The organism is Paracoccus versutus (assembly GCF_000763885.1).
In the GTDB taxonomy this organism is placed as follows: Bacteria; Pseudomonadota; Alphaproteobacteria; order Rhodobacterales; family Rhodobacteraceae; genus Paracoccus; species Paracoccus versutus.
The window spans coordinates 1-17,898 of record NZ_JRKO01000037.1; the positions used below are offsets into that span (position 1 = coordinate 1).

Annotated in this window: 17 protein-coding genes and 1 tRNA gene; 11 read left to right on the forward strand and 7 right to left on the reverse strand. The window is 67.7% G+C overall.

What is annotated here, in order from left to right:
- Nucleotides 1-153: 153 nt before the first annotated feature.
- The 6 genes from IT40_RS16625 (at nt 154) to IT40_RS16650 (ending at nt 6,510) form a co-directional block, all read left to right on the forward strand.
- Entirely contained in the window at nt 154-1,650 is a 1,497-nt protein-coding gene (locus IT40_RS16625; protein WP_036757617.1) for an aldehyde dehydrogenase, read from the forward strand.
- A gap of 71 nt (nt 1,651-1,721) precedes the next feature.
- Nucleotides 1,722-2,483, forward strand: coding sequence for an SDR family NAD(P)-dependent oxidoreductase (locus IT40_RS16630; protein ID WP_036757619.1), 762 nt, complete (start codon nt 1,722-1,724; stop codon nt 2,481-2,483).
- A gap of 292 nt (nt 2,484-2,775) precedes the next feature.
- The gene (gene dctP / locus IT40_RS16635) at nt 2,776-3,774 is read left to right on the forward strand and encodes a TRAP transporter substrate-binding protein DctP (RefSeq protein WP_166443849.1); all 999 of its coding nucleotides are present in this window, start codon (nt 2,776-2,778) and stop codon (nt 3,772-3,774) included.
- Nucleotides 3,775-3,831: 57 nt separating this feature from the next.
- The gene (locus tag IT40_RS16640) at nt 3,832-4,221 is read left to right on the forward strand and encodes a cupin domain-containing protein (RefSeq protein ID WP_052096073.1); all 390 of its coding nucleotides are present in this window, start codon (nt 3,832-3,834) and stop codon (nt 4,219-4,221) included.
- Between the two features lie 87 nt (nt 4,222-4,308).
- A complete protein-coding gene (locus IT40_RS26850; protein ID WP_052096076.1) occupies nt 4,309-4,821 on the forward strand; it encodes a type 2 periplasmic-binding domain-containing protein in 513 nt (170 codons plus the stop codon).
- A 63-nt stretch (nt 4,822-4,884) separates the two neighbouring features.
- Nucleotides 4,885-6,510 carry a GMC family oxidoreductase gene (locus IT40_RS16650; protein ID WP_036757623.1) on the forward strand — a complete coding sequence of 542 codons (1,626 nt, stop codon included), beginning with the start codon at nt 4,885-4,887 and terminating at the stop codon, nt 6,508-6,510.
- Nucleotides 6,511-6,694: 184 nt separating this feature from the next.
- On the opposite strand, the gene IT40_RS16655 is transcribed toward IT40_RS16650, so the two are convergent.
- Both IT40_RS16655 and IT40_RS16660 read right to left on the reverse strand, forming a co-directional pair.
- Nucleotides 6,695-6,771: transfer RNA gene (locus IT40_RS16655), tRNA-Arg, on the reverse strand.
- A 44-nt stretch (nt 6,772-6,815) separates the two neighbouring features.
- A complete protein-coding gene (locus tag IT40_RS16660) occupies nt 6,816-7,298 on the reverse strand; it encodes a GNAT family N-acetyltransferase (protein ID WP_036757624.1) in 483 nt (160 codons plus the stop codon).
- Between the two features lie 277 nt (nt 7,299-7,575).
- On the opposite strand from IT40_RS16660, the gene IT40_RS16665 reads away from it, so the two are divergent.
- The 5 genes from IT40_RS16665 (at nt 7,576) to IT40_RS16685 (ending at nt 12,143) form a co-directional block, all read left to right on the forward strand.
- Nucleotides 7,576-8,676 (forward strand): sulfate/molybdate ABC transporter ATP-binding protein, encoded by a 1,101-nt coding sequence (locus tag IT40_RS16665; protein WP_036757625.1) that lies wholly within the window; start codon nt 7,576-7,578, stop codon nt 8,674-8,676.
- Nucleotides 8,673-9,671, forward strand: a complete 999-nt coding sequence (locus IT40_RS16670; RefSeq protein WP_036757626.1) for a sulfate ABC transporter substrate-binding protein — start codon at nt 8,673-8,675, stop codon at nt 9,669-9,671. Before IT40_RS16665 ends, IT40_RS16670 begins: the two co-directional genes overlap by 4 nt.
- The gene (gene cysT / locus IT40_RS16675) at nt 9,668-10,513 is read left to right on the forward strand and encodes a sulfate ABC transporter permease subunit CysT (RefSeq protein ID WP_036757627.1); all 846 of its coding nucleotides are present in this window, start codon (nt 9,668-9,670) and stop codon (nt 10,511-10,513) included. Before IT40_RS16670 ends, cysT begins: the two co-directional genes overlap by 4 nt.
- Nucleotides 10,513-11,337, forward strand: a complete 825-nt coding sequence (gene cysW / locus IT40_RS16680; RefSeq protein ID WP_052096077.1) for a sulfate ABC transporter permease subunit CysW — start codon at nt 10,513-10,515, stop codon at nt 11,335-11,337. Before cysT ends, cysW begins: the two co-directional genes overlap by 1 nt.
- 62 nt (nt 11,338-11,399) lie before the next feature.
- Complete coding sequence (locus IT40_RS16685; RefSeq protein WP_036757628.1) at nt 11,400-12,143, forward strand: molecular chaperone DjiA; 744 nt, start codon at nt 11,400-11,402, stop codon at nt 12,141-12,143.
- Between the two features lie 220 nt (nt 12,144-12,363).
- Here IT40_RS16685 and IT40_RS16690 read toward each other — a convergent pair whose 3' ends face one another.
- From IT40_RS16690 to IT40_RS16710, 5 genes are all read right to left on the reverse strand, one after another.
- Nucleotides 12,364-13,203, reverse strand: a complete 840-nt coding sequence (locus IT40_RS16690; RefSeq protein WP_036757629.1) for an ATP-binding cassette domain-containing protein — start codon at nt 13,201-13,203, stop codon at nt 12,364-12,366.
- Nucleotides 13,200-14,039, reverse strand: coding sequence for an ABC transporter ATP-binding protein (locus tag IT40_RS16695; RefSeq protein ID WP_052096078.1), 840 nt, complete (start codon nt 14,037-14,039; stop codon nt 13,200-13,202). The genes IT40_RS16690 and IT40_RS16695 overlap by 4 nt, the downstream gene beginning before the upstream one ends.
- Nucleotides 14,040-14,042: 3 nt before the next feature.
- Entirely contained in the window at nt 14,043-14,945 is a 903-nt protein-coding gene (locus tag IT40_RS16700; protein ID WP_036757630.1) for an ABC transporter permease subunit, read from the reverse strand.
- Nucleotides 14,942-15,949, reverse strand: coding sequence for an ABC transporter permease subunit (locus tag IT40_RS16705; RefSeq protein ID WP_036757631.1), 1,008 nt, complete (start codon nt 15,947-15,949; stop codon nt 14,942-14,944). Before IT40_RS16705 ends, IT40_RS16700 begins: the two co-directional genes overlap by 4 nt.
- Nucleotides 15,950-16,021: 72 nt before the next feature.
- Nucleotides 16,022-17,626, reverse strand: a complete 1,605-nt coding sequence (locus IT40_RS16710; RefSeq protein WP_036757633.1) for an ABC transporter substrate-binding protein — start codon at nt 17,624-17,626, stop codon at nt 16,022-16,024.
- Nucleotides 17,627-17,898: the final 272 nt, after the last annotated feature.

The following is a 17,898-nucleotide window of genomic DNA, read 5'->3' on the forward strand; positions in this document are numbered from 1 at the left end:
ATCGAGGGCAAGCCCGAGGACATGCGCATCGGCCGCCCCGTCGAGGTCGCCTTCATCAAGCGCGGCAGACAAACCCTGCCCGTCTTCCGATGCGCAGAATGAACAAGGCACACCACACCACAGGGGGCGCCGCAGGAATGGGAGGAGGAAATCATGATCTGGGAAGGAAGGCACGACCGGCTTTTCATCGGCGGGGAATGGGTGCGGCCGCATTCGACGGCATTCGTCGATGTGATCTCGCCCTTCACCGAGGAAAGGCTGACCAGCGTCGTCACGGCCGATCGCGCCGATATCGACAGGGCGGTGGCGGCGGCGCGCAACGCCTTTGACCAGGGCCCCTGGCCGCGCATGTCGCTGGCCGAGCGGCGCGAGACCCTGCGCCGCCTGAGCGACGGGCTCAAGGCGCAGGAAGACCTGATCGCCCAGCTCGTGACCGAAGAGATGGGCAGCCCGATCACGCTGTCGAGATGGATGCAGTCGGCGGGGGCGCGGGCGATGCTGGACATCGCGCTGGATGTCGTGGACCGCTATCCGTTCGAGGAACTGCGCCAGTCGCCCTCGGGCTACGGGCTGGTCCTGCGCGAGCCGCTGGGCGTGGTCGCGGCGGTGGCGCCGTGGAACGGCCCGCTGGTGGTGGCGATGCTCAAGCTGGCGCCGGCGCTGCTGGCGGGGAACACCGCCGTCTTCAAGCCGGCGCCGGAAACCCCGGTCGACGCCTATCTGCTGGCCGAGCTGTTCGAGCGGGCGGGCCTGCCCAAGGGGGTGGTGAACGTCGTCCCCGCCGACCGCGAGACCAGCGAATACCTGTGCCTGCATCCGGGCGTGGACAAGGTCAGCTTCACCGGCTCGACCGCGGCCGGGCAGCGCCTGGGCGGGCTTTGCGGCGCCGAGATCCGCCGCATCACGCTGGAGCTGGGCGGCAAGTCGGCGGCGATCATCCTGGACGGCGCCGACATTCCCAAGGCGGTGGAATCGCTGCGCGTCGCCTCGCTGCGCAACTCGGGCCAGATCTGCAGCAACAAGACCCGCGTGCTGGTCGCGGCCAACCGCAAGGCCGAATTCCTGGACGCCTTTTCCGCCATGGTCGCCTCGATGCCGGTGGGCGATCCGATGGACCCGGCGACCGAGATCGGCCCCATGGTCAGCGCCCGCCAGCGCGACCGGGTCGAGGGCTATATCGCCAAGGGCAAGGCCGAGGGCGCACGCCTGGTCCTGGGCGGCGGCCGGCCGGGCCATCTGAACCACGGCTGGTTCGTCGAGCCGACGATCTTTTCGGACGTGGCGCCGGGGGCGGCCATCGCGCAGGAAGAGATCTTCGGCCCCGTCATCGCCGTGATCCCCTTCGACGGCGAGGACGAGGCGGTCGAGATTGCCAACGGCACCCAATACGGGCTGCATGGCGCGATCTTCGCCGCCGAGGACGAACATGCCCTGCGCATCGCCCGCCGCATCAGGACCGGGGCCACGGACATCAACGGCGTGGGGCCGGGATATTACTGCCCGGTGGGCGGCTTCAAGAAATCCGGCATCGGGCGCGAGGCGGGGCTGGAGGCCTTCGATTCCTATGTCGAGGTCAAGTCGGTGGGCATCCCCGCCGGGCTGGCCGGAAAGCTGGAGGTTCCGCTGCGGGACTTCCGGCCGGCGGGGTGACGGCGCACTCGGTCCGGCCGCTTCCCCCGACGCATCGCGAAAGACCAGAACTCTCGGAGAGGAGGACGAGAATGGCACGGTTTGAAGGAAAGACGGCATTCATCACCGGCGGCGGCAGCGGGATCGGCGCGGCCACGGTCCGCAGGCTGTTCGACGAGGGCGCCAATGTCGTCGTCGCCGACCTGCAACAGGAAAACGCGAACCGGGTGGTGGCGGAACTGGGCGGCGGCGACCGGCTGCTGGCGGTGGCGGTGGATGTCTCGGACGACGGCCAGGTGGTCGCGGCCTTCGAGGCGGCAAGGCAGCGCTTCGGCGCGGTGGACTATCTGGTCAATGCCGCCGGCATCAAGGGCTGGGGCAGCGCCTCGGACACCACGGACGAGTTGTGGCGGAGCAACATGGGGGCGAACCTGGACGGCTCCTTCCATACCTGCCGCGCCTATGCCCAGGCCAGCGAGGGACGCGACAGCGGCGCGGTGGTCAATATCTCGTCCCAGGCCGGGCTCGAGGGGCTGCCCGCCCGCCTGCCCTATGTGACCTCGAAACATGGGGTCATCGGCCTGACGCGGGCCGCGGCGATGGACCTGGCGCCGCGCGGCATCCGGGTGAACTGCGTCGCGCCCGGCATCATCAACTCGCCCTTTACCGAGGCGATGTTCGCCGACCCCGAACGCGCCCGCAAGATGCGCGCCGCCCATCCGATCGGGCGCGAGGGGCGCCCCGAGGAAGTCGCCTCGGTCATCGCCTTCCTGCTGTCGGAGGATGCCAGCTTCATGACCGGGGCCGTCGTTCCCGTCGATGGCGGGATCACCGCCGGCGCCGCCTCGTTCTAAGCGCGCCCTGGCGAATGCGGGCGGCGTCCAGCCGCCCTGCCCTGAACACGCGCCGCGACGCCACCGAAGCGGAGCTTCGGAAAAGCGCCTGATCGGCACCAGGACCGGCCTGCGCCATCCTTGTGAGACGGCATCGCATGGCGTGATGCGAAATGCCTGCCGTTTCCTCGTATCGCAGCCGGGAATGACCGCGACGCCGCCCCCTGGGAACGGCGGGCAACAGACAGACCGTTGAGCGAAAACGGCTTCATCCCAGCAGATTGGAGGAGAAATGCTGCACAAGACGACGAAAATGGCCGCTGTCGCGATGGCGGGCGTCCTGGCGCTGGGGCAACCGCTGCAGGCGCAGGAAGAGGTGAAGCTGCGCTTTGCGCATCCGCTTTCCTCGACCCATTACGCCTGGGTCGAGGGGTTGGGGCGCATGGCGAATGCCGTGGTCGAGGCCAGCGACGGCACGGTGTCCTATGAGGTCTATCCCGCCGGTCAGCTTGGCAAGGACTATGTCTCGGTCCTCAACAGCAAGCTGGCGGATATCGTGGTCCTGATCCCGTCCTATGCATCCGACAAGATGCCGCTGACGACCGTGGCGGAACTGCCGGTGAAATACGAGGACGCCTGCGATGCGACGCGCAAGCTTTGGGAAATCGCCAGGCCCGGCGGCGTGCTTTCCGAAGCGGAATACAAGCCCCAGGGCATGCGCGCGCTGTTCGTGACCATCCTTCCCGGCTACAAGGTTCCCACCACCACCAAGCCGGTCCGGTCGCTGGCCGACCTTCAGGGCCTGAAGATCCGGGCCTCGGGTGCCGCCATGGAGCAGACGGTCCGTGCCCTGGGTGCGGTTCCGATCCAGCTGACGGCCAGCGAGATCAACGATTCCCTGCGCCGCGGCACCATCGACGGCGCGATCTGGCCCTATCACGCCGCGCCGCCCTATGAGCTTGAATCGCTGTTCAAATACGGCGCCGAGGGGCCGAACCTGGGTTCCGCGACCATCGTCTTCGCCATGGCGGAAAGCAAATGGCAATCCCTGCCCGAAAACATCCGGCAAGAGATCACCGCCGCCGCCGCCGAGGCGCAGGAGAACCTGTGCCGATGGACCGAGGGCGAAGAAGCCAGGGTCCGCCAGGACATGATCGACAAATACGGCTATCAGCCGACGATCCTGAGCGACGAGGAGATCGCGTTGTGGAACGAAAAGACCGCGACGGTGGCCGAGGGTTGGGCGGCGCGCATGAACGACAACCGCAAGCCGGGCACCGAGATCCTCGAGGCATTCCGGCAGGCTGAATGAATGCGCTCCGGGACGGGCATCCCGTCCCGGAACCGCCGGGAAAAAGGAAGGCGCGGCATGTTCGAAGTCGATCTGGCCACGGGTTGGGAGCCGGTCGCCGGCACCGCCGGCATATTCCTCAAGCCGCTCAGCGGCGCCTGGGACGAGGCGGAAGCCGAGGGGTTTCGCACCCGCTATGTCCGCTTCGAACCGGGCGGCGAGACCTTCGCGGCCTTCACCCATCCGCATTGGGAAGAGGCCCTGCTGATCGAGGGCGCGCTGACGCAGAAGGAAAGCGGCATCACCTTGCGCGCCCCGGCCTATGTCATCCGCCCGCCGGGAACGCCGCACGGGCCGCTGGTCTCGGCGTCGGGCTGCCTGATGATCGAGATGCAGTATTTCGCCCGGCGCCGCCTGGGCCTGGCGGATTATCTCGACCCCAGGGCGCCCCAGGGCCCGGCCGGCTGAACCCGGCGATCCGGCCGCTGCGACAACCCCTTGGCGGGCCGGCTTGTCCTGGCCCGGCGAATTCGTAACCAGCGGGAGGAAAAGGCGATGAAAAGACCGGCGAAGCTTGCCGCCCTGGGCCTCTTGCCGCTCATGACCGCCGGAAATGCGGCGGCGCAAGCGCTTAAGGTCTCCGATCCGTGGCCGGCAAGCAACTCCATGCGGCAGGAGGGTGGCCAGGTTCTTGTCGATGCCGTGGCCGAAGCGACCGGCGGCCGGGCCGGGTTCCATACCAGGCAGCTGGGCAAGGGCCAGCTTTCGGTGCTGTCGTCGGGCATGGCCGACGTCGCCCTGGCTCCCGCGCCCTCCAGCCCGGACAGGATGCTGCCGAGCGGCGGCCTCGACCGGCCGCGGATCACCAGGGACACCTGCGACAGGCTCGGCCGGCCGCGGTCGCCGGCGCAGGAAGGCGGCCTGCTGGGCATGCATGCGCTGTTCGCGACCGCACCGCCGGGCGTGAAGGGGCGCCGGAACGCGCGCATCGCGTCGATCGAGCCCGACGGGGCCGCCTCCGGCAGCCAGAGGCTCGAGACCCATATCGCCGCCGGCCAAACCAACTGACGGGACGAAACAGGACAGCCCGGACGCATCCCCATGCGTCCGCCATTCCGGGAGGGGATTGATATGGAACCATGCGATTATCTCGTTGTCGGCGCCGGTTCCGCCGGTTGCGTGATGGCGAGCCGCCTGTCCGAGGATTCCAGGAAAAGCGTCCTGCTGATCGAGGCGGGACCGTCGGCGGATTATTTCTGGATCAACACCCCCGCCGGCATGGGCCCGCTTTTCCTCAACAAGCGCTACAACTGGGCCTTTACCACCGAAACCGTTCCGACCCTCGGCGGGCGCACGGTCTATTGGCCCCGCGGCAAGACGCTGGGCGGATCGAGTTCCGTCAACGGCATGGTCTATTCGCGCGGCCATCCGATGGATTACGACCATTGGGCCAGCCTCGGCAACGAGGGCTGGAGCTACCGCGATGTCCTGCCCTATTTCAGGAAATCCGAGTGCAACGAGCGGGGCGCAGACGCGTTTTTCGGCGGCGACGGCCCGCTGGCGGTCAGCGACCCGGTGATCCGCCACCCCTCGACCCAGGATTTCGTCGCCGCCGCCGTCAGGAACGGCATCCCCGAGATCCGCGGCCTGAACGCGCCGCCCTACGAAGGCGTCTCGTATCAGCAATTCACCATTCGCGGCGGCCGCCGGGAATCCGCCTATACCGCCTTCGTCAAGCCGGTCCTGCATCGCCGCAACCTGACCGTGCTGACCGGGGTCCAGGTTCTGCGCATCGTCCTCCGAAACGGCGAGGCGACCGGCGTCGAGGTGATCCAGGACGGCGCCAGGCGGATCATCCACGCCGCGCGCGAGGTCATCCTGTCCGCCGGCGCGCTGGCCTCGCCGCATCTGCTGATGCATTCGGGGATCGGCGATGCCGGGCAGCTTCGCAAGTTCGGCATCCAGGCGGCAAGGCACCTGCCCGGCGTCGGGCAGAACCTGCAGGACCATTGGTTCGCCCCCTTCCTGATGCGGGTGACGCCCGACAGCTCCTATAACGGCCACCTCGTCGGATGGCGCAAATATGTCGAGGGGATGCGCTACCTGCTGACCCGTCGCGGCTACCTGGCGATGGGATCCTCGGCGGTCAGCGCCTATGTCCGGTCCACGCCCGACCAGCCGCAGCCCGACCTGCAACTGGCGATCCGGCCGATGACCTCGAACTTCCTGCCCAGCGGCCAGGTCGTCGTCGACCCCGAACCGGGGATGAGCGGGGCGACGGTGCTGGTCGGCCCGAAATCGACCGGCCATATGGCGCTGAAATCCGCGGACCCGCTGGCGGCCCCGGCCTTTCACCCGAACTATCTGGGCGACGAGGACGACATCCGCCGCACCCTGATCGGCATGAGGCTGTTTCGCAGGATCCTCGCCACCGAGCCACTGTCGCGGCGGATCGTCAGCGAACTGGCGCCCGGACCCGATGCCGTCACCGACGACCAGCTGCTGGACCATCTGAAACAGGCCGGCAGCACGGGCTGGCACCAGACCAGCACCTGCAAGATGGGCAGGGACGAGATGGCGGTGGTCGATCCGCAGCTGCGCGTTCACGGCATCGGCCGGCTGCGCGTGGTGGACGCCTCGGTCATGCCGCGCATCACCCGCGGCAACACCAGCGCCCCGACCATCATGATCGCCGAGAAGGCCGCGGACATGATCCGCAAGTCGCCGTTGCCGCCTTGGCAGGCTGCGCCGCGCTGAGGCGCATCGGATCGCGGCCCGGCCGGCCAGGCGGGCCCGCCCGAAGCCCGGCGACGCAAAGCAAGGCGCGGGCCGCAAGCGCATCCCCTGCGCGGCGGATCAGGCATGGAAACGGGGAACCGATCAGAGGCAGAATGGAAGCCGGGCGTCTAGCGCCTGATATTCAAAGCATTTCTTGATAGGATGGCGACCCCGCCAGGACTTGAACCCGGAACCTAGCGCTTAGAAGGCGCTTGCTCTATCCAGTTGAGCTACGGGGCCGCATGGCGGCAGTCATGGCGCAGGACGGCGGCTGAATCAACCGTTCAATCCGAACCGCGCAGCGCAATCGTCATGAAGACGCTGTTCGGATCGGGGTGGTAGTCGCCAAAGGGCGGGCATTCGACGAAACCCGCCCGCGCATAAAGCCCGCGCGCGGCGATGAAGGTCGGCTGCACCCCGGTTTCCAGGCTCAGCCGCGCCATGCCCTCGGCCCGCGCATGGGCGACCAGCGCCTCGAGCATACGGCGGGAATGGCCGCGCCCGCGGGCCTCGGCCAGCACATGCATGGACTTGATCTCGCCATGATCGGGGGCGATGCGCTTGACCGCGCCCATGCCGACCGGCACGCCGCCCTCGCGCAGCACGAAAAAGGCGATCTCGGGGCCCTCCAGCGCGGCGCGCGGCAGCATGTGGATCGATTCCGGCGGCGTGTCGGCATGCATGTCGGCGGTATGGCGCCGGAACAGCAGCGCCAGATCCTCGCCCAGGGGGCTTTCCCGCCCGATTACCAGATCCCCGCCACCCATCGCGCCATCCCTTTGCTGCTGCGCGCCGGACCCTAGCAGCGGCCGGCGCGATTGCGAAGCCCCGCGCGGCCCGGCGGCATGAAAAATAAGGAAGAATGCGCGCGCCAGCCCCTTGCGGCCCGGACGCTTTCCGCGCCGGGCCGGCGGCAGGGGAACAGCGGTCCGCCGCCCGGCCAGCCTTGGGAAAACATTCGCCGCCCGCCAAGGCGGCCGGGGCCCGCCCGGCTTGCCCGGCCCCGGCCCGCCCGCTACCTCTGGCGCGGAAACGGAGGCGCCCATGTCCATCGTCATCGAGCACATGACCAAAAGCTTCGACGGCACCGCTGTCCTGCGCGGCATCGACCTGACCATCGAATCGGGCGAGCTGGTGGCACTGCTCGGACCCTCGGGCTCGGGCAAGACCACGCTTCTCAAGATCATCGCCGGGCTGGAATGGCCGAATTCCGGCAGGCTGGCGGTGCATGGCGCCGACTGGCTGCACCTGGCGGCGCAGGACCGCCGCATCGGCTTCGTCTTTCAGCATTACGCACTGTTCCCGCATATGAGCGTGCGCGACAACATCGCCTTCGGCCTGAGCGTGCGCCCGCGCGCCCAGCGGCCGGGCAAGGCGGTCATCGCCGCCAAGGTGGACCAGCTGCTGGAGTTCCTGCAGATCGCGCATCTGGGCGACCGCTACCCGGCGCAGCTTTCGGGCGGCCAGCGCCAGCGGGTGGCGCTGGGGCGCGCGCTGGCCATCGAGCCCACGGTGCTGTTGCTGGACGAGCCCTTCGGCGCGCTCGACGCCGCCGTGCGCCGCGACCTGCGCGCCTGGCTGCGCCAGGTGCATGACGAGACCGGCTCGACCACGATCTTCGTCACCCACGACCAGGAGGAAGCCTTCGAACTGGCCGACCGCGTCGTGGTGATGGGCGAGGGCCGGATCGAGCAGATCGGCAATGCCGACCAGATCCACGATCATCCCGCCAGCCCCTTCGTCGCCCGCTTCATGGGCGCGACCATCGAATTGCCGGTGATGCTGCAGGCCGGCCGGGCCGAGGCGCAGGGGCTGGACCCCAGCCGCCTGCCGCGCCGCGCCCTGCCCGACGGGCCGGCCACGCTGTTCCTGCGCCCCGCCGACGTGACGCCCCTGGCCGATCCCGCCGGGCGCTGGCAGGTCGCCCATCGCACCAGCAACGGCGCCCTGCTGCGGCTGGAGCTGACCGACGGCACCGGCCAGTTCGGCATCGACCTGCCCCGCCGCGCGCCCGAGGCGCAGGGGCTGGTCCCCGGCGCCCGCGTCAACCTGCGCCCCGAGGCGGGCACGATCTTTCCCGGCCCGCGCGCCCTGGCTTCGCAGGCCGCCACCGCCGCATTCCCCCGCAAGGAGAAAAGCCTATGACGATCCGCAAGCTTCACGTCGCCGCGCTGGCGCTGATGCTGGGCAGCAGCCCGGCGCTGGCCCAGGACAAGATCCTGAACGTCAGCTATGACATCGCCCGTGAGCTGTTCGAGGCGCTGAACCCCGAGTTCCAGGCGCATTGGAAGGAAAAGACCGGCCGCGACGTGACCATCGACCAAAGCCACGGCGGCTCGTCGAAACAGGCGCGCGCCATCCTCGAAGGGCTGCCGGCCGATATCGTCACCTTCAACCAGGAAACCGACGTGGACGTGCTGGCCCAGAACGGCCTGGTGGCCGAGAACTGGCGCGAGGCCCTGCCGAACGGCGCCTCGCCCTATTACTCGCTGCCCGCCTTCCTGGTGCGCAAGGGCAATCCCAAGGGCATCAAGGACTGGTCGGACCTGGCGCGCGACGACGTGCAGGCGGTGTTCCCCAACCCCAAGACCAGCGGCAACGGCCGCTATACCTATCTGGCCGCCTATGCCTATGCCCTGACGCAAGAGGGCGGCACGCCCGAGACGGCGCAGGAATTCGTCGGCAAGATCTTTGCCAACGTCCCGGTCTTCGACACCGGCGGCCGCGCCGCCACCCAGACCTTCGCCGAGCGCAATATCGGCGACGTGCTGATCACCTTCGAGGCCGAGACCAAGGGCATCGCCAAGCAATACGAGGTCCAGGGCTTCGAGGCCGTGACCCCCGCGACCAGCCTTTTCGCCGCCTTCCCGGTCGCCGTGGTGGCCGAGAACGCCGAAAAGAACGGCTCGACCGAGGTTTCGACGGAATATCTCAACTGGCTCTACTCGCCCGAGGCACAGGACACCCTGGCCGAGAACCACTATCGCACCACCGACGAGGCGGTGACGGCGAAATACGCCGCCGAGTTCCCCGAGGTGAAGCTCCTGACCGTGGACGAGGTCTTCGGCGGCTGGCAGAAGGTGCAGGATGAGCACCTGGCCGAGGGCGGCATCCTCGACAAGGTCTTCGTCAACCAATGAGCGCCGCCGCCGCGCCCATCCGCGCGAAACGCGTATTGCCGGGGTTCTCGCTGAGCCTCGGCACGACGTTGCTTTACGTCGGGCTGGTGATCCTGATCCCGGTGGTGGCGCTGGTGCTGAAGGGGGCCGAGATCGGGCCGGCGCGGTTCTGGGCCATCGTCACCGCGCCGCGCACGCTGGCGGCGCTGCGGGTGACGCTGACCGCCGCCGCCGCGGCCACCGTCTTCAACGCCTTCTACGGCCTGCTGATGGCCTGGGTGCTGACGCGCTACGACTTTCCCGGCAAGCGCATCCTGGACGCGCTGATGGACATTCCCTTCGCCCTGCCGACCGCCGTCGCCGGCATCTCGCTGACCGCGCTTTATTCGGCGAACGGCTGGTTCGGCGCGCCGCTGGCCGGCGCCGGGATCGAGCTGGTCTATACGCTGGGCGGCGTGATCCTGGCGATGACCTTCACCTCGATCCCCTTCGTGGTGCGCGCCATCCAGCCGGTGCTGGAGGATCTGGACCCGGCGCTGGAGCAGGCGGCGATGACGCTGGGCGCCCGGCCCTTTGCCATCTTCCGCCGCGTGGTGCTGCCGGCGATCCTGCCGGCCTGGCTGGCGGGTTCGACCGTGGCCTTCGCCCGCTCGCTGGGCGAGTTCGGCGCGGTGGTGTTCATCGCCGGCAACCTGCCCTTCAAGACCGAGATCGCGGCGCTGCTGGCCTTCATCCGGCTGGAGGAATACGACTACCAGGGCGCCGCCGCCATCGCGCTGGTGCTGCTGCTGTTCGCGCTGATCCTGCTGGTGGTCTCGAACCTGATCCAGTTCCGCGCCGCCCGCCACCTGGAGGCCCGCTGATGAGCACCGTCGCGCTGACCCACGCCCCCGGCCAAAGCCGCGCGGTGCCGCGGCTGCTGATCGGGCTGGCCTTCGCGCTGACCGCGATCTTCGTGGTGGCGCCCCTGGCCTTCATCTTCTGGCGCGCCTTTGCCGAGGGCTGGGCGGTCTATCTGAAGAACATCGCCGATCCGCTGGTCCTGCATGCGATCTGGCTGACGACGCTGGTCGCGGTGATCGTGGTGCCGGTCAACATCGCCTTCGGCATCGCCGTCGCCTGGGCCATCGCCCGCTTTCGCTTTCCGGGGCGCAAGCTCTTGATGGTGCTGATCGAGATCCCCTTCTCGATCTCGCCGATCATCGCCGGCATCTGCTACCTGCTGCTTTACGGCCGGCAGGGCCTGCTGGGCCCGTGGCTGGCCGCGCATGACCTGAAGGTCATGTTCGCCCTGCCCGGCATCGTGCTTGTGACCATGTTCGTCACCGCCCCCTTCGTCGTGCGCGAGGTGCTGCCGCTGATGCAGGCGCAGGGCTCGGAACAGGAACAGGCGGCGGTCACGCTGGGCGCGCGCGGCTGGCAGGTGTTTTCCCGCGTCACCCTGCCCAATATCCGCTGGGCGCTGCTTTACGGCGCGGTGCTTTGCACGGCGCGGGCGGTGGGCGAGTTCGGCGGCGTCTCGGTCGTCTCGGGCTCGATCCGCGGCCAGACCAACACCCTGCCCCTGCAAATCGAGCTGATGTTCAACGACCTCAACACCACCGGCGCCTTTGCCGCCGCCTCGACGCTGACCGTGATCGCGCTGGTGGTGCTGGTCGTCAAGGCCGCGTTGGAAAGCCGCAGATGACGGCTCGTAACTGGCGGGAATGTCAGTGGACTTGACCCGCCACCCCGCCTAGGCTGCAGGCCATGGACGCCGCGATCAAGGACCAGAAACAGCCCTGCCCCGAACTGCCGAAGCCCCGCAGCTTCTGGCAGCGCATTGCCGACCGGCTGGCGGCGATCGTCGGCGCGCGCCGCCCCGCCACCCCGCCCGAGAAATCGGTGGCCTTCACCATCGCCGTGATCGCGCTGGGGGCCAAGCTCGCCAAGGCCGACGGTGCCGTGGCGCGGTCCGAGGTGGCGGCCTTTCGCCGCGTCTTCATCATCCCGCGGTCCGAGGAAAAGAACGCCGCCCGCGTCTTCGACCTGGCGCGGCAGGACGTGGCGGGCTTCGACGCCTGGGCGCGGCGCATCGCGGCCATGTTCCCGGCGGGCGACCCGGTGCTGGCCGATGTGGTCGAGGGGCTGTTCATCATCGCCGTCGCCGATGGCGACCTGCACGAGGCCGAGATCATTTTCATCGACGAGGTGGCGCGCATCTTCGGCCTGCCCGCCGCGCAGGTGGCGGCCATCCGCGCCCGCCACGACCGCCGGCAGGGCTGCCCCTCTTGCGAGGTGCTGGGCGTGACGCCCGACACGCCGCTGCCCGAGGCGCGGCGGCGCTGGCGCGAACTGGTGCGCGAAAGCCATCCCGACCGCGCCCTGGCCCGCGGCCTGCCGCCCGAGGCGATCCGCCTGGCCGAGGCGCGCACCCGCGCGCTGAACGAGGCATGGGAGACCTTCCGCAACATGCACCCCAAGCGCTGCGCCGGCCCCAGCCTGTCGACCTAGGCGGGCTGCGGAAAAACTGCCTAGGTGTCTCGATCCGGCTCTGGAAGCCGGGAAATTCGCCGCAAAATGACCCGGAAACCTCAAATTCCTGGACCAGTTGCGCCAGATCGGGGACCAATTCCTTTACAGAAAAGGCCCAGGATCCTTTTCCAGCAGCCTGCCAGGGGCCAAGGCATTGCCGGGACGCCTGTGACCTGCGCGCCCCGGCATCCTCGTCGCGTCAGGCCATCGCCGCGCGCAGCGCCTTGCGGCGCGCCACGCGCTCGCGGATCGCCTCGATGTCCGTCACCGGGGTCGCGGCGAACAACTCGCGCGTATAGGGGTGGCGGGGGTCTGCGAAGACCTCTTCGCGACTGCCCTGCTCGACCGCCTCGCCCTTGTTCATCACCAGCACGTCGTCGGCGATATAGCGCACCACCGACAGGTCGTGGCTGATGAAGACATAGGCCAGGTTGAACTCGTCCTGCAGGTCGGCCAGCAGGTTCAGCACCTGCGCCTGGACCGAAAGGTCCAGCGCCGAGACCGGCTCGTCCAGCACCAGCAGCGTCGGGTTCAGCATCAGCGCGCGGGCGATGGCGATGCGCTGGCGCTGCCCGCCCGAGAACATGTGCGGATAGCGGTTGAACACCTCGGGCGGCAGGCCGACCTTGGCCAGCATCTCCTCGGCGCGGCGGCGGCGCTCGGCGGCGGGGGTGTCGGTGTTCAGAAGCAGGGGCTCCATCAGCACGTCGCCGATCTTCTGGCGCGGGTTCAGGCTGCCATAGGGGTTCTGGAACACCATCTGCACCTTGGAGCGCATCTCGCGCGTCAGCCGCGCCTTGCCGATGTCCACGGGCTTGCCGTCGATCAGCAGCTCGCCGCCCGAAGCCGGGTCGATCAGCGCGATGATCCGCGCCAGCGTCGACTTGCCCGAGCCGGATTCGCCGACGATGGCCAGCGTCTTGCCGCGGTCGACCGAGAAGCTGATGCCCTTGACCGCGCGCACCATCTTGGCGGCGCGGGTCAGCGAGCCGGGGACGTAATAGTCGCGGATCAGGTTGCGCCCTTCGACGACACTCATGGCTGCACCTCCGGTTCAAGGAAGCTGCCGACGGTGGGCAGCCGGTCGCCCGTCGCGTTCTCGGGCAGGGCCGAAAGCAGCGCGCGGGTATAGGGATGCGAAGGCGCCTCGAACAGCGTCAGCACGTCGGCCTCTTCCATCTTGCGGCCCTTGTATTGCACCTGCACGCGATCCGCCGTCTCGGCCACCACGCCCATGTCGTGGGTGATCAGGATCAGCGCCATGCCGGTCTGTTCCTGCAGTTTCATCAGCAGGTCGAGGATCTGCTTCTGGATCGTCACGTCCAGCGCCGTCGTCGGCTCGTCCGCGATCAAGAGGCGCGGGCCGGTGGCGATGGCCATGGCGATCATCACCCGCTGGCATTGCCCGCCGGACATCTGGTGCGGATAGCTTTTCAGCTTTTCCTCGGGGTCGGGAATGCCGACCTGGCGAAACAGCTCCAGCGCGCGGGCGCGGGCGGCGCGTTTCGACAGGCCCGCGTTGAAGCGCAGCACCTCCTCGATCTGGTAGCCGGTGGTAAAGCTGGGGTTCAGGGACGCGATGGGTTCCTGGAAGATCATGGTGATCTCGCGCCCGATGATGCGGCGGCGCTGGCGCGGGGTCATGCGCAGCAGATCCTGCCCGTCGAAGGTCATCTCGTCGGCGGTGACGGTGGCGGTGTCGGGCAAAAGCCCCATCGCCGCCAGCATCGACACCGACTTGCCCGAGCCCGACTCGCCCACGATGGCCAGCACCTCGCCCTTGTCCACGGTCACGTCGATGCCGTCCACGGCGGTGAAGCTGCCGGTCGAGGTGGCGAAGCGCACGGTCAGGTTGCGGATTGTCAGAAGCGCCATCGGTCAGCTCCGCTTCAGTTTCGGGTCGAGCGCGTCGCGCAGCCCGTCGCCCATCAGGTTGATCGCCAGCACCGAGACCAGGATGGCGAGGCCGGGGAAGGTCACGACCCACCAGGCGCGCAGGATGAACTCGCGCGCCTCGGCCAGCATGGTGCCCCATTCGGACGCCGGCGGCTGCGCGCCCATGCCGAGGAAACCCAGCGCGGCGCTGTCGAGGACCGCCGAACTGAAGGAAAGCGTCGCCTGCACGATCAAGGGCGCCAGGCAATTGGGCAGGATGGTCTTGAACATCAGCCGCAGGTTGCCGGCGCCCGCCACCTTGGCGGCGGTGACATATTCGCGCGCCTTCTCGCCCATCACCGCGGCGCGGGTCAGGCGGGCGAAATGCGGCTGGTAGACGATGGCGATGGCGATCATCGCATTGGTCAGCCCCGGCCCCAGCACGGCGACCAGCACCAGCGCCAGCAAGAGCGAGGGAAAGGCCAGCACCACGTCCATGACGCGCATGATGACGGTATCGACCCAGCCGCCGAAGAAACCGGCGACCAGCCCGATGATGATGCCGCCGGTCAGGGCGATGGCGACGACGACGATGCCGATGAACAGCGAATATTGCGCGCCATGGATCAGCCGCGACAGCATGTCCCGGCCCACGGCATCGGTGCCCAGCAGAAAGCCCGCGCGCCCGCCCTCTTGCCAGATCGGCGGCACCAGCAGCGCGTCGCGATATTGCTGCGTCGGGTCATGCGGCGCGATCAGCGACGCGAAGATCGCGGTCAGCACCAGCAGGACGAAGACGACGAGGCCGATCACCGCGCCACGGTTCTGGCTGAAATAGAACCAGAACTCGCGCAGCATCCGGCGGCGGATGGCCGCGTCCGAAATCTTGACGGTGGTATCGGTCATTTGTGCCGGATCCTCGGGTTGATGAGACCATAGGTCAGGTCGACGATCAGGTTCACGATCATCACGATGGCGGCGATCAGCAGCAGGCCAGACTGCACCACCGGATAGTCGCGGCGCGAGATCGAATCGATCATCCACTTGCCGATGCCGGGCCAGGAAAAGATCGTCTCGGTCAGGATGGCGCCCGCCATCAGCACGCCGACCTGCAGGCCGATGGTGGTGATGACCGGGATCATGGCATTGCGCAGCGCATGGACCCCGATCACCCGGCGGGTCGACAGGCCCTTGGCCCTGGCGGTGCGGACGTAATCCTCGCCCATCACCTCCAGCATGGCGGATCGGGTCTGCCGCGCGATCACCGCCAGCGGAATGGTCGCCAGCACGATCGAGGGCAGGATCAGGTGGCTCAGCGCCGAGGCGAAGGCGCCCTTCTGCCCGGAAATCAGGCTGTCGATCAGCATGAAGCCCGTGACCTGCGGAAAGAAATACATCAGCGAGATGCGGCCCGAGACCGGGGTCCAGCCCAGCACGCCGGAAAACAGGATGATGAGCAGAAGCCCCCACCAGAAGATCGGCATGGAAAACCCGACCAGCGCCGCGGTCATCGAGACCTGGTCGAACCAGCTGCCGCGCTTGATCGCCGCGATCACGCCCACCGGCACGCCGATCACCGTGGCGATGATGATGGCCACCAGCGCCAGCTCGACCGTGGCCGGGAACAGCGCCAGGAACTCGGTCAGCACCGGCTTCTTCGTCACCAGCGAATTGCCCAGGTCGCCCTGCAGCAGGTTGCCGAGATAATGCAGGTATTGCTGCCAGACCGGCTTGTCATAGCCAAGCTGCGCCGCGATCTGGGCATAGCGCTCGGGCGAGACGCCGCGCTCGCCGGCCATCAGCAGCACCGGATCGCCCGGCAGCAGGCGGATGAAGCCGAAGGCCACCAGCGTGATCCCGATCATCGTCGGGACCAGGTAAAGCAGTTTCTTGAGGATGAATCTGAGCATCGAACCCTAACCTAAGGGCCGTGCAAGGAAATTTCCCTGCACGGCCGCGAGAGTTTCAATCCGGGCGCGACCTTATTCGGTCAGGTCCACGGTGTCGAAGACATAATCGCCCAACGGCGACTGCACGAAGCCGGTGACGTTCTTGGCCATCGGCACGTATTGGGTCGAATGCGCCAGCGTGGCCCAGGGTGCCTCGCGCTTGAAGATGACCTGCGCCTCTTCGTAAAGCTTGACCCGCTCGTCATGGTCCGAGGTCGCCTTGGCCTTGGCCAGCAGGTCCGAGAATTCCTGGTTGCACCAGAAGGCACGGTTCGCCCCGCCCGGCGTGGCCGCGGCGCAGGACAGAAGCACTGACAGGAAGTTGTCGGGATCGCCGTTGTCGCCGGTCCAGCCCAGGATGACGGCGCCCTTGCGACCCTCTTCCATCGATTTCTTCAGGTATTCGCCCCATTCGTAGCTGACGATCTCGACCTTGACGCCGACCTTGGCGAAGTCGCTCTGGATCATCTCGGCGGTGCGGCGGGCGTTGGGCATGTAGGGGCGCTGCACTGGCATGGCCCAGACTTCCATGGTCAGGTCCTTGACGCCGGCTTCCTCCAGCATCGCCTTGGCCGCCTCGGGATCGTATTTGTCGTCCTCGATGGCGTCGTTATAGGACCACATGGTCGGCGGGATCGGGTTCTTGGCGACCTCGGCATTGCCCTGGTAGACGGCATCGATCAGCGCCGGCTTGTCCATGGCCATGTTCAGCGCCTTGCGGACCTGCGGGTTGTCGAAGGGCGCGACGGTGGTGTTATAGGCCAGGTAGCCCACGTTCAGGCCGGGCTGCTCGTCCAGCTTGAGGTTCGGGTCGGCGCGGATCTCGTCCAGGTCGGCGGGCGCGGGATAGGGCATCAGGTGGCATTCGCCGGCCTTGAGCTTTTGCAGCCGCACCGAGGCGTCGGGGGTGATGGCAAAGACCAGGTCGTCGATCTTGGGCGCCTCGCCCCAGTAGTCGGCGTTCTTCTGATAGCGGATCACCGCGTCCTTCTGGTAGGCGACGAACTTGAAGGGGCCGGTGCCGATGGGGGCGTTGTTCAGGTCTTCGCGGGTGCCGGCGGCGTCCAGCGCATCGGCATATTCCTTGGACACGATCGAGACGAAGGGCATGGCCACATTGGCCAGGAACGGCGCCTCGGGCTGGTTGAGGGTGAACTTCACCGTATGGTCGTCGACCTTTTCGATGGACTTGATCAGCTTGTCCATCTCCATCGAGGAATAATACTCATAGGTGATGCCGGGGATGTATTCGTGCCAGGGATGGTCGGCGCTGGCCTGGCGCTCGAACGTGAAGATCACGTCGTCGGCGTTGAAGTCGCGCGAGGGCGTGAACTTGTCGTTGGAATGGAACCTCACGCCCTGGCGCAGATGGAAGGTGTATTCCAGCCCGTCCTCCGACACGTCCCAGCTTTCGGCCAGGGCCGGCTCGATCTCGGTGGTGCCCGGCTTGAACTGCACCAGGCGGTTGTAGACCGCATGGCCCGAGGCATCGAAGGTGGTGCCCGCGGTATAGGGCGCGGCGTCGAACCCTTCCGGCGAGCCCTCCGAGCAATAGACGAAGGTCTTGGCATGCAGCGGCGCCGCAGCCATCAAGGCGAAAGCCGATGCCGCAAGCATCCGGGTGGAGAAGAGTGACATAATGCCTCCCATGTCTAGAGATATTCCCTGTCCCGATGCAAACGAATCTGCCTGACAGGTCAAGTGCTTTGCCGGGTCTGATCGTCGATTTGCCGCGATGACGCTGCGAAACGCCGGAATCATCGGGCGAATCTTGGCGTTCCACCGGGCAGCCATGGGAGGGCCCCCGCCGCAAAAACAGACAGAACCGGACCGTTCAGACGCTGCCGCGCCGCCGGTTCCGGCCCTGGGCGGGATGATTCTCGGCCCGACATCCGCGGATCGGCGCAGCG

Coding starts and splice junctions, on each gene's coding strand:
- dctP (WP_166443849.1), top strand. CDS start 2,776: ATGGCCGCTGTCGCGATGGCGGGCGTCCTGGCGCTGGGGCAACCGCTG.
- IT40_RS16700 (WP_036757630.1), bottom strand. CDS start 14,945: ATGACCGATACCACCGTCAAGATTTCGGACGCGGCCATCCGCCGCCGG.
- IT40_RS16660 (WP_036757624.1), bottom strand. CDS start 7,298: ATGGGTGGCGGGGATCTGGTAATCGGGCGGGAAAGCCCCCTGGGCGAG.
- IT40_RS16695 (WP_052096078.1), bottom strand. CDS start 14,039: ATGGCGCTTCTGACAATCCGCAACCTGACCGTGCGCTTCGCCACCTCG.
- IT40_RS16640 (WP_052096073.1), top strand. CDS start 3,832: ATGTTCGAAGTCGATCTGGCCACGGGTTGGGAGCCGGTCGCCGGCACC.
- IT40_RS16710 (WP_036757633.1), bottom strand. CDS start 17,626: ATGTCACTCTTCTCCACCCGGATGCTTGCGGCATCGGCTTTCGCCTTG.
- IT40_RS16685 (WP_036757628.1), top strand. CDS start 11,400: ATGGACGCCGCGATCAAGGACCAGAAACAGCCCTGCCCCGAACTGCCG.
- cysW (WP_052096077.1), top strand. CDS start 10,513: ATGAGCACCGTCGCGCTGACCCACGCCCCCGGCCAAAGCCGCGCGGTG.
- IT40_RS16630 (WP_036757619.1), top strand. CDS start 1,722: ATGGCACGGTTTGAAGGAAAGACGGCATTCATCACCGGCGGCGGCAGC.
- IT40_RS16705 (WP_036757631.1), bottom strand. CDS start 15,949: ATGCTCAGATTCATCCTCAAGAAACTGCTTTACCTGGTCCCGACGATG.
- cysT (WP_036757627.1), top strand. CDS start 9,668: ATGAGCGCCGCCGCCGCGCCCATCCGCGCGAAACGCGTATTGCCGGGG.
- IT40_RS16690 (WP_036757629.1), bottom strand. CDS start 13,203: ATGAGTGTCGTCGAAGGGCGCAACCTGATCCGCGACTATTACGTCCCC.
- IT40_RS16665 (WP_036757625.1), top strand. CDS start 7,576: ATGTCCATCGTCATCGAGCACATGACCAAAAGCTTCGACGGCACCGCT.
- IT40_RS16650 (WP_036757623.1), top strand. CDS start 4,885: ATGGAACCATGCGATTATCTCGTTGTCGGCGCCGGTTCCGCCGGTTGC.
- IT40_RS16670 (WP_036757626.1), top strand. CDS start 8,673: ATGACGATCCGCAAGCTTCACGTCGCCGCGCTGGCGCTGATGCTGGGC.
- IT40_RS26850 (WP_052096076.1), top strand. CDS start 4,309: ATGAAAAGACCGGCGAAGCTTGCCGCCCTGGGCCTCTTGCCGCTCATG.
- IT40_RS16625 (WP_036757617.1), top strand. CDS start 154: ATGATCTGGGAAGGAAGGCACGACCGGCTTTTCATCGGCGGGGAATGG.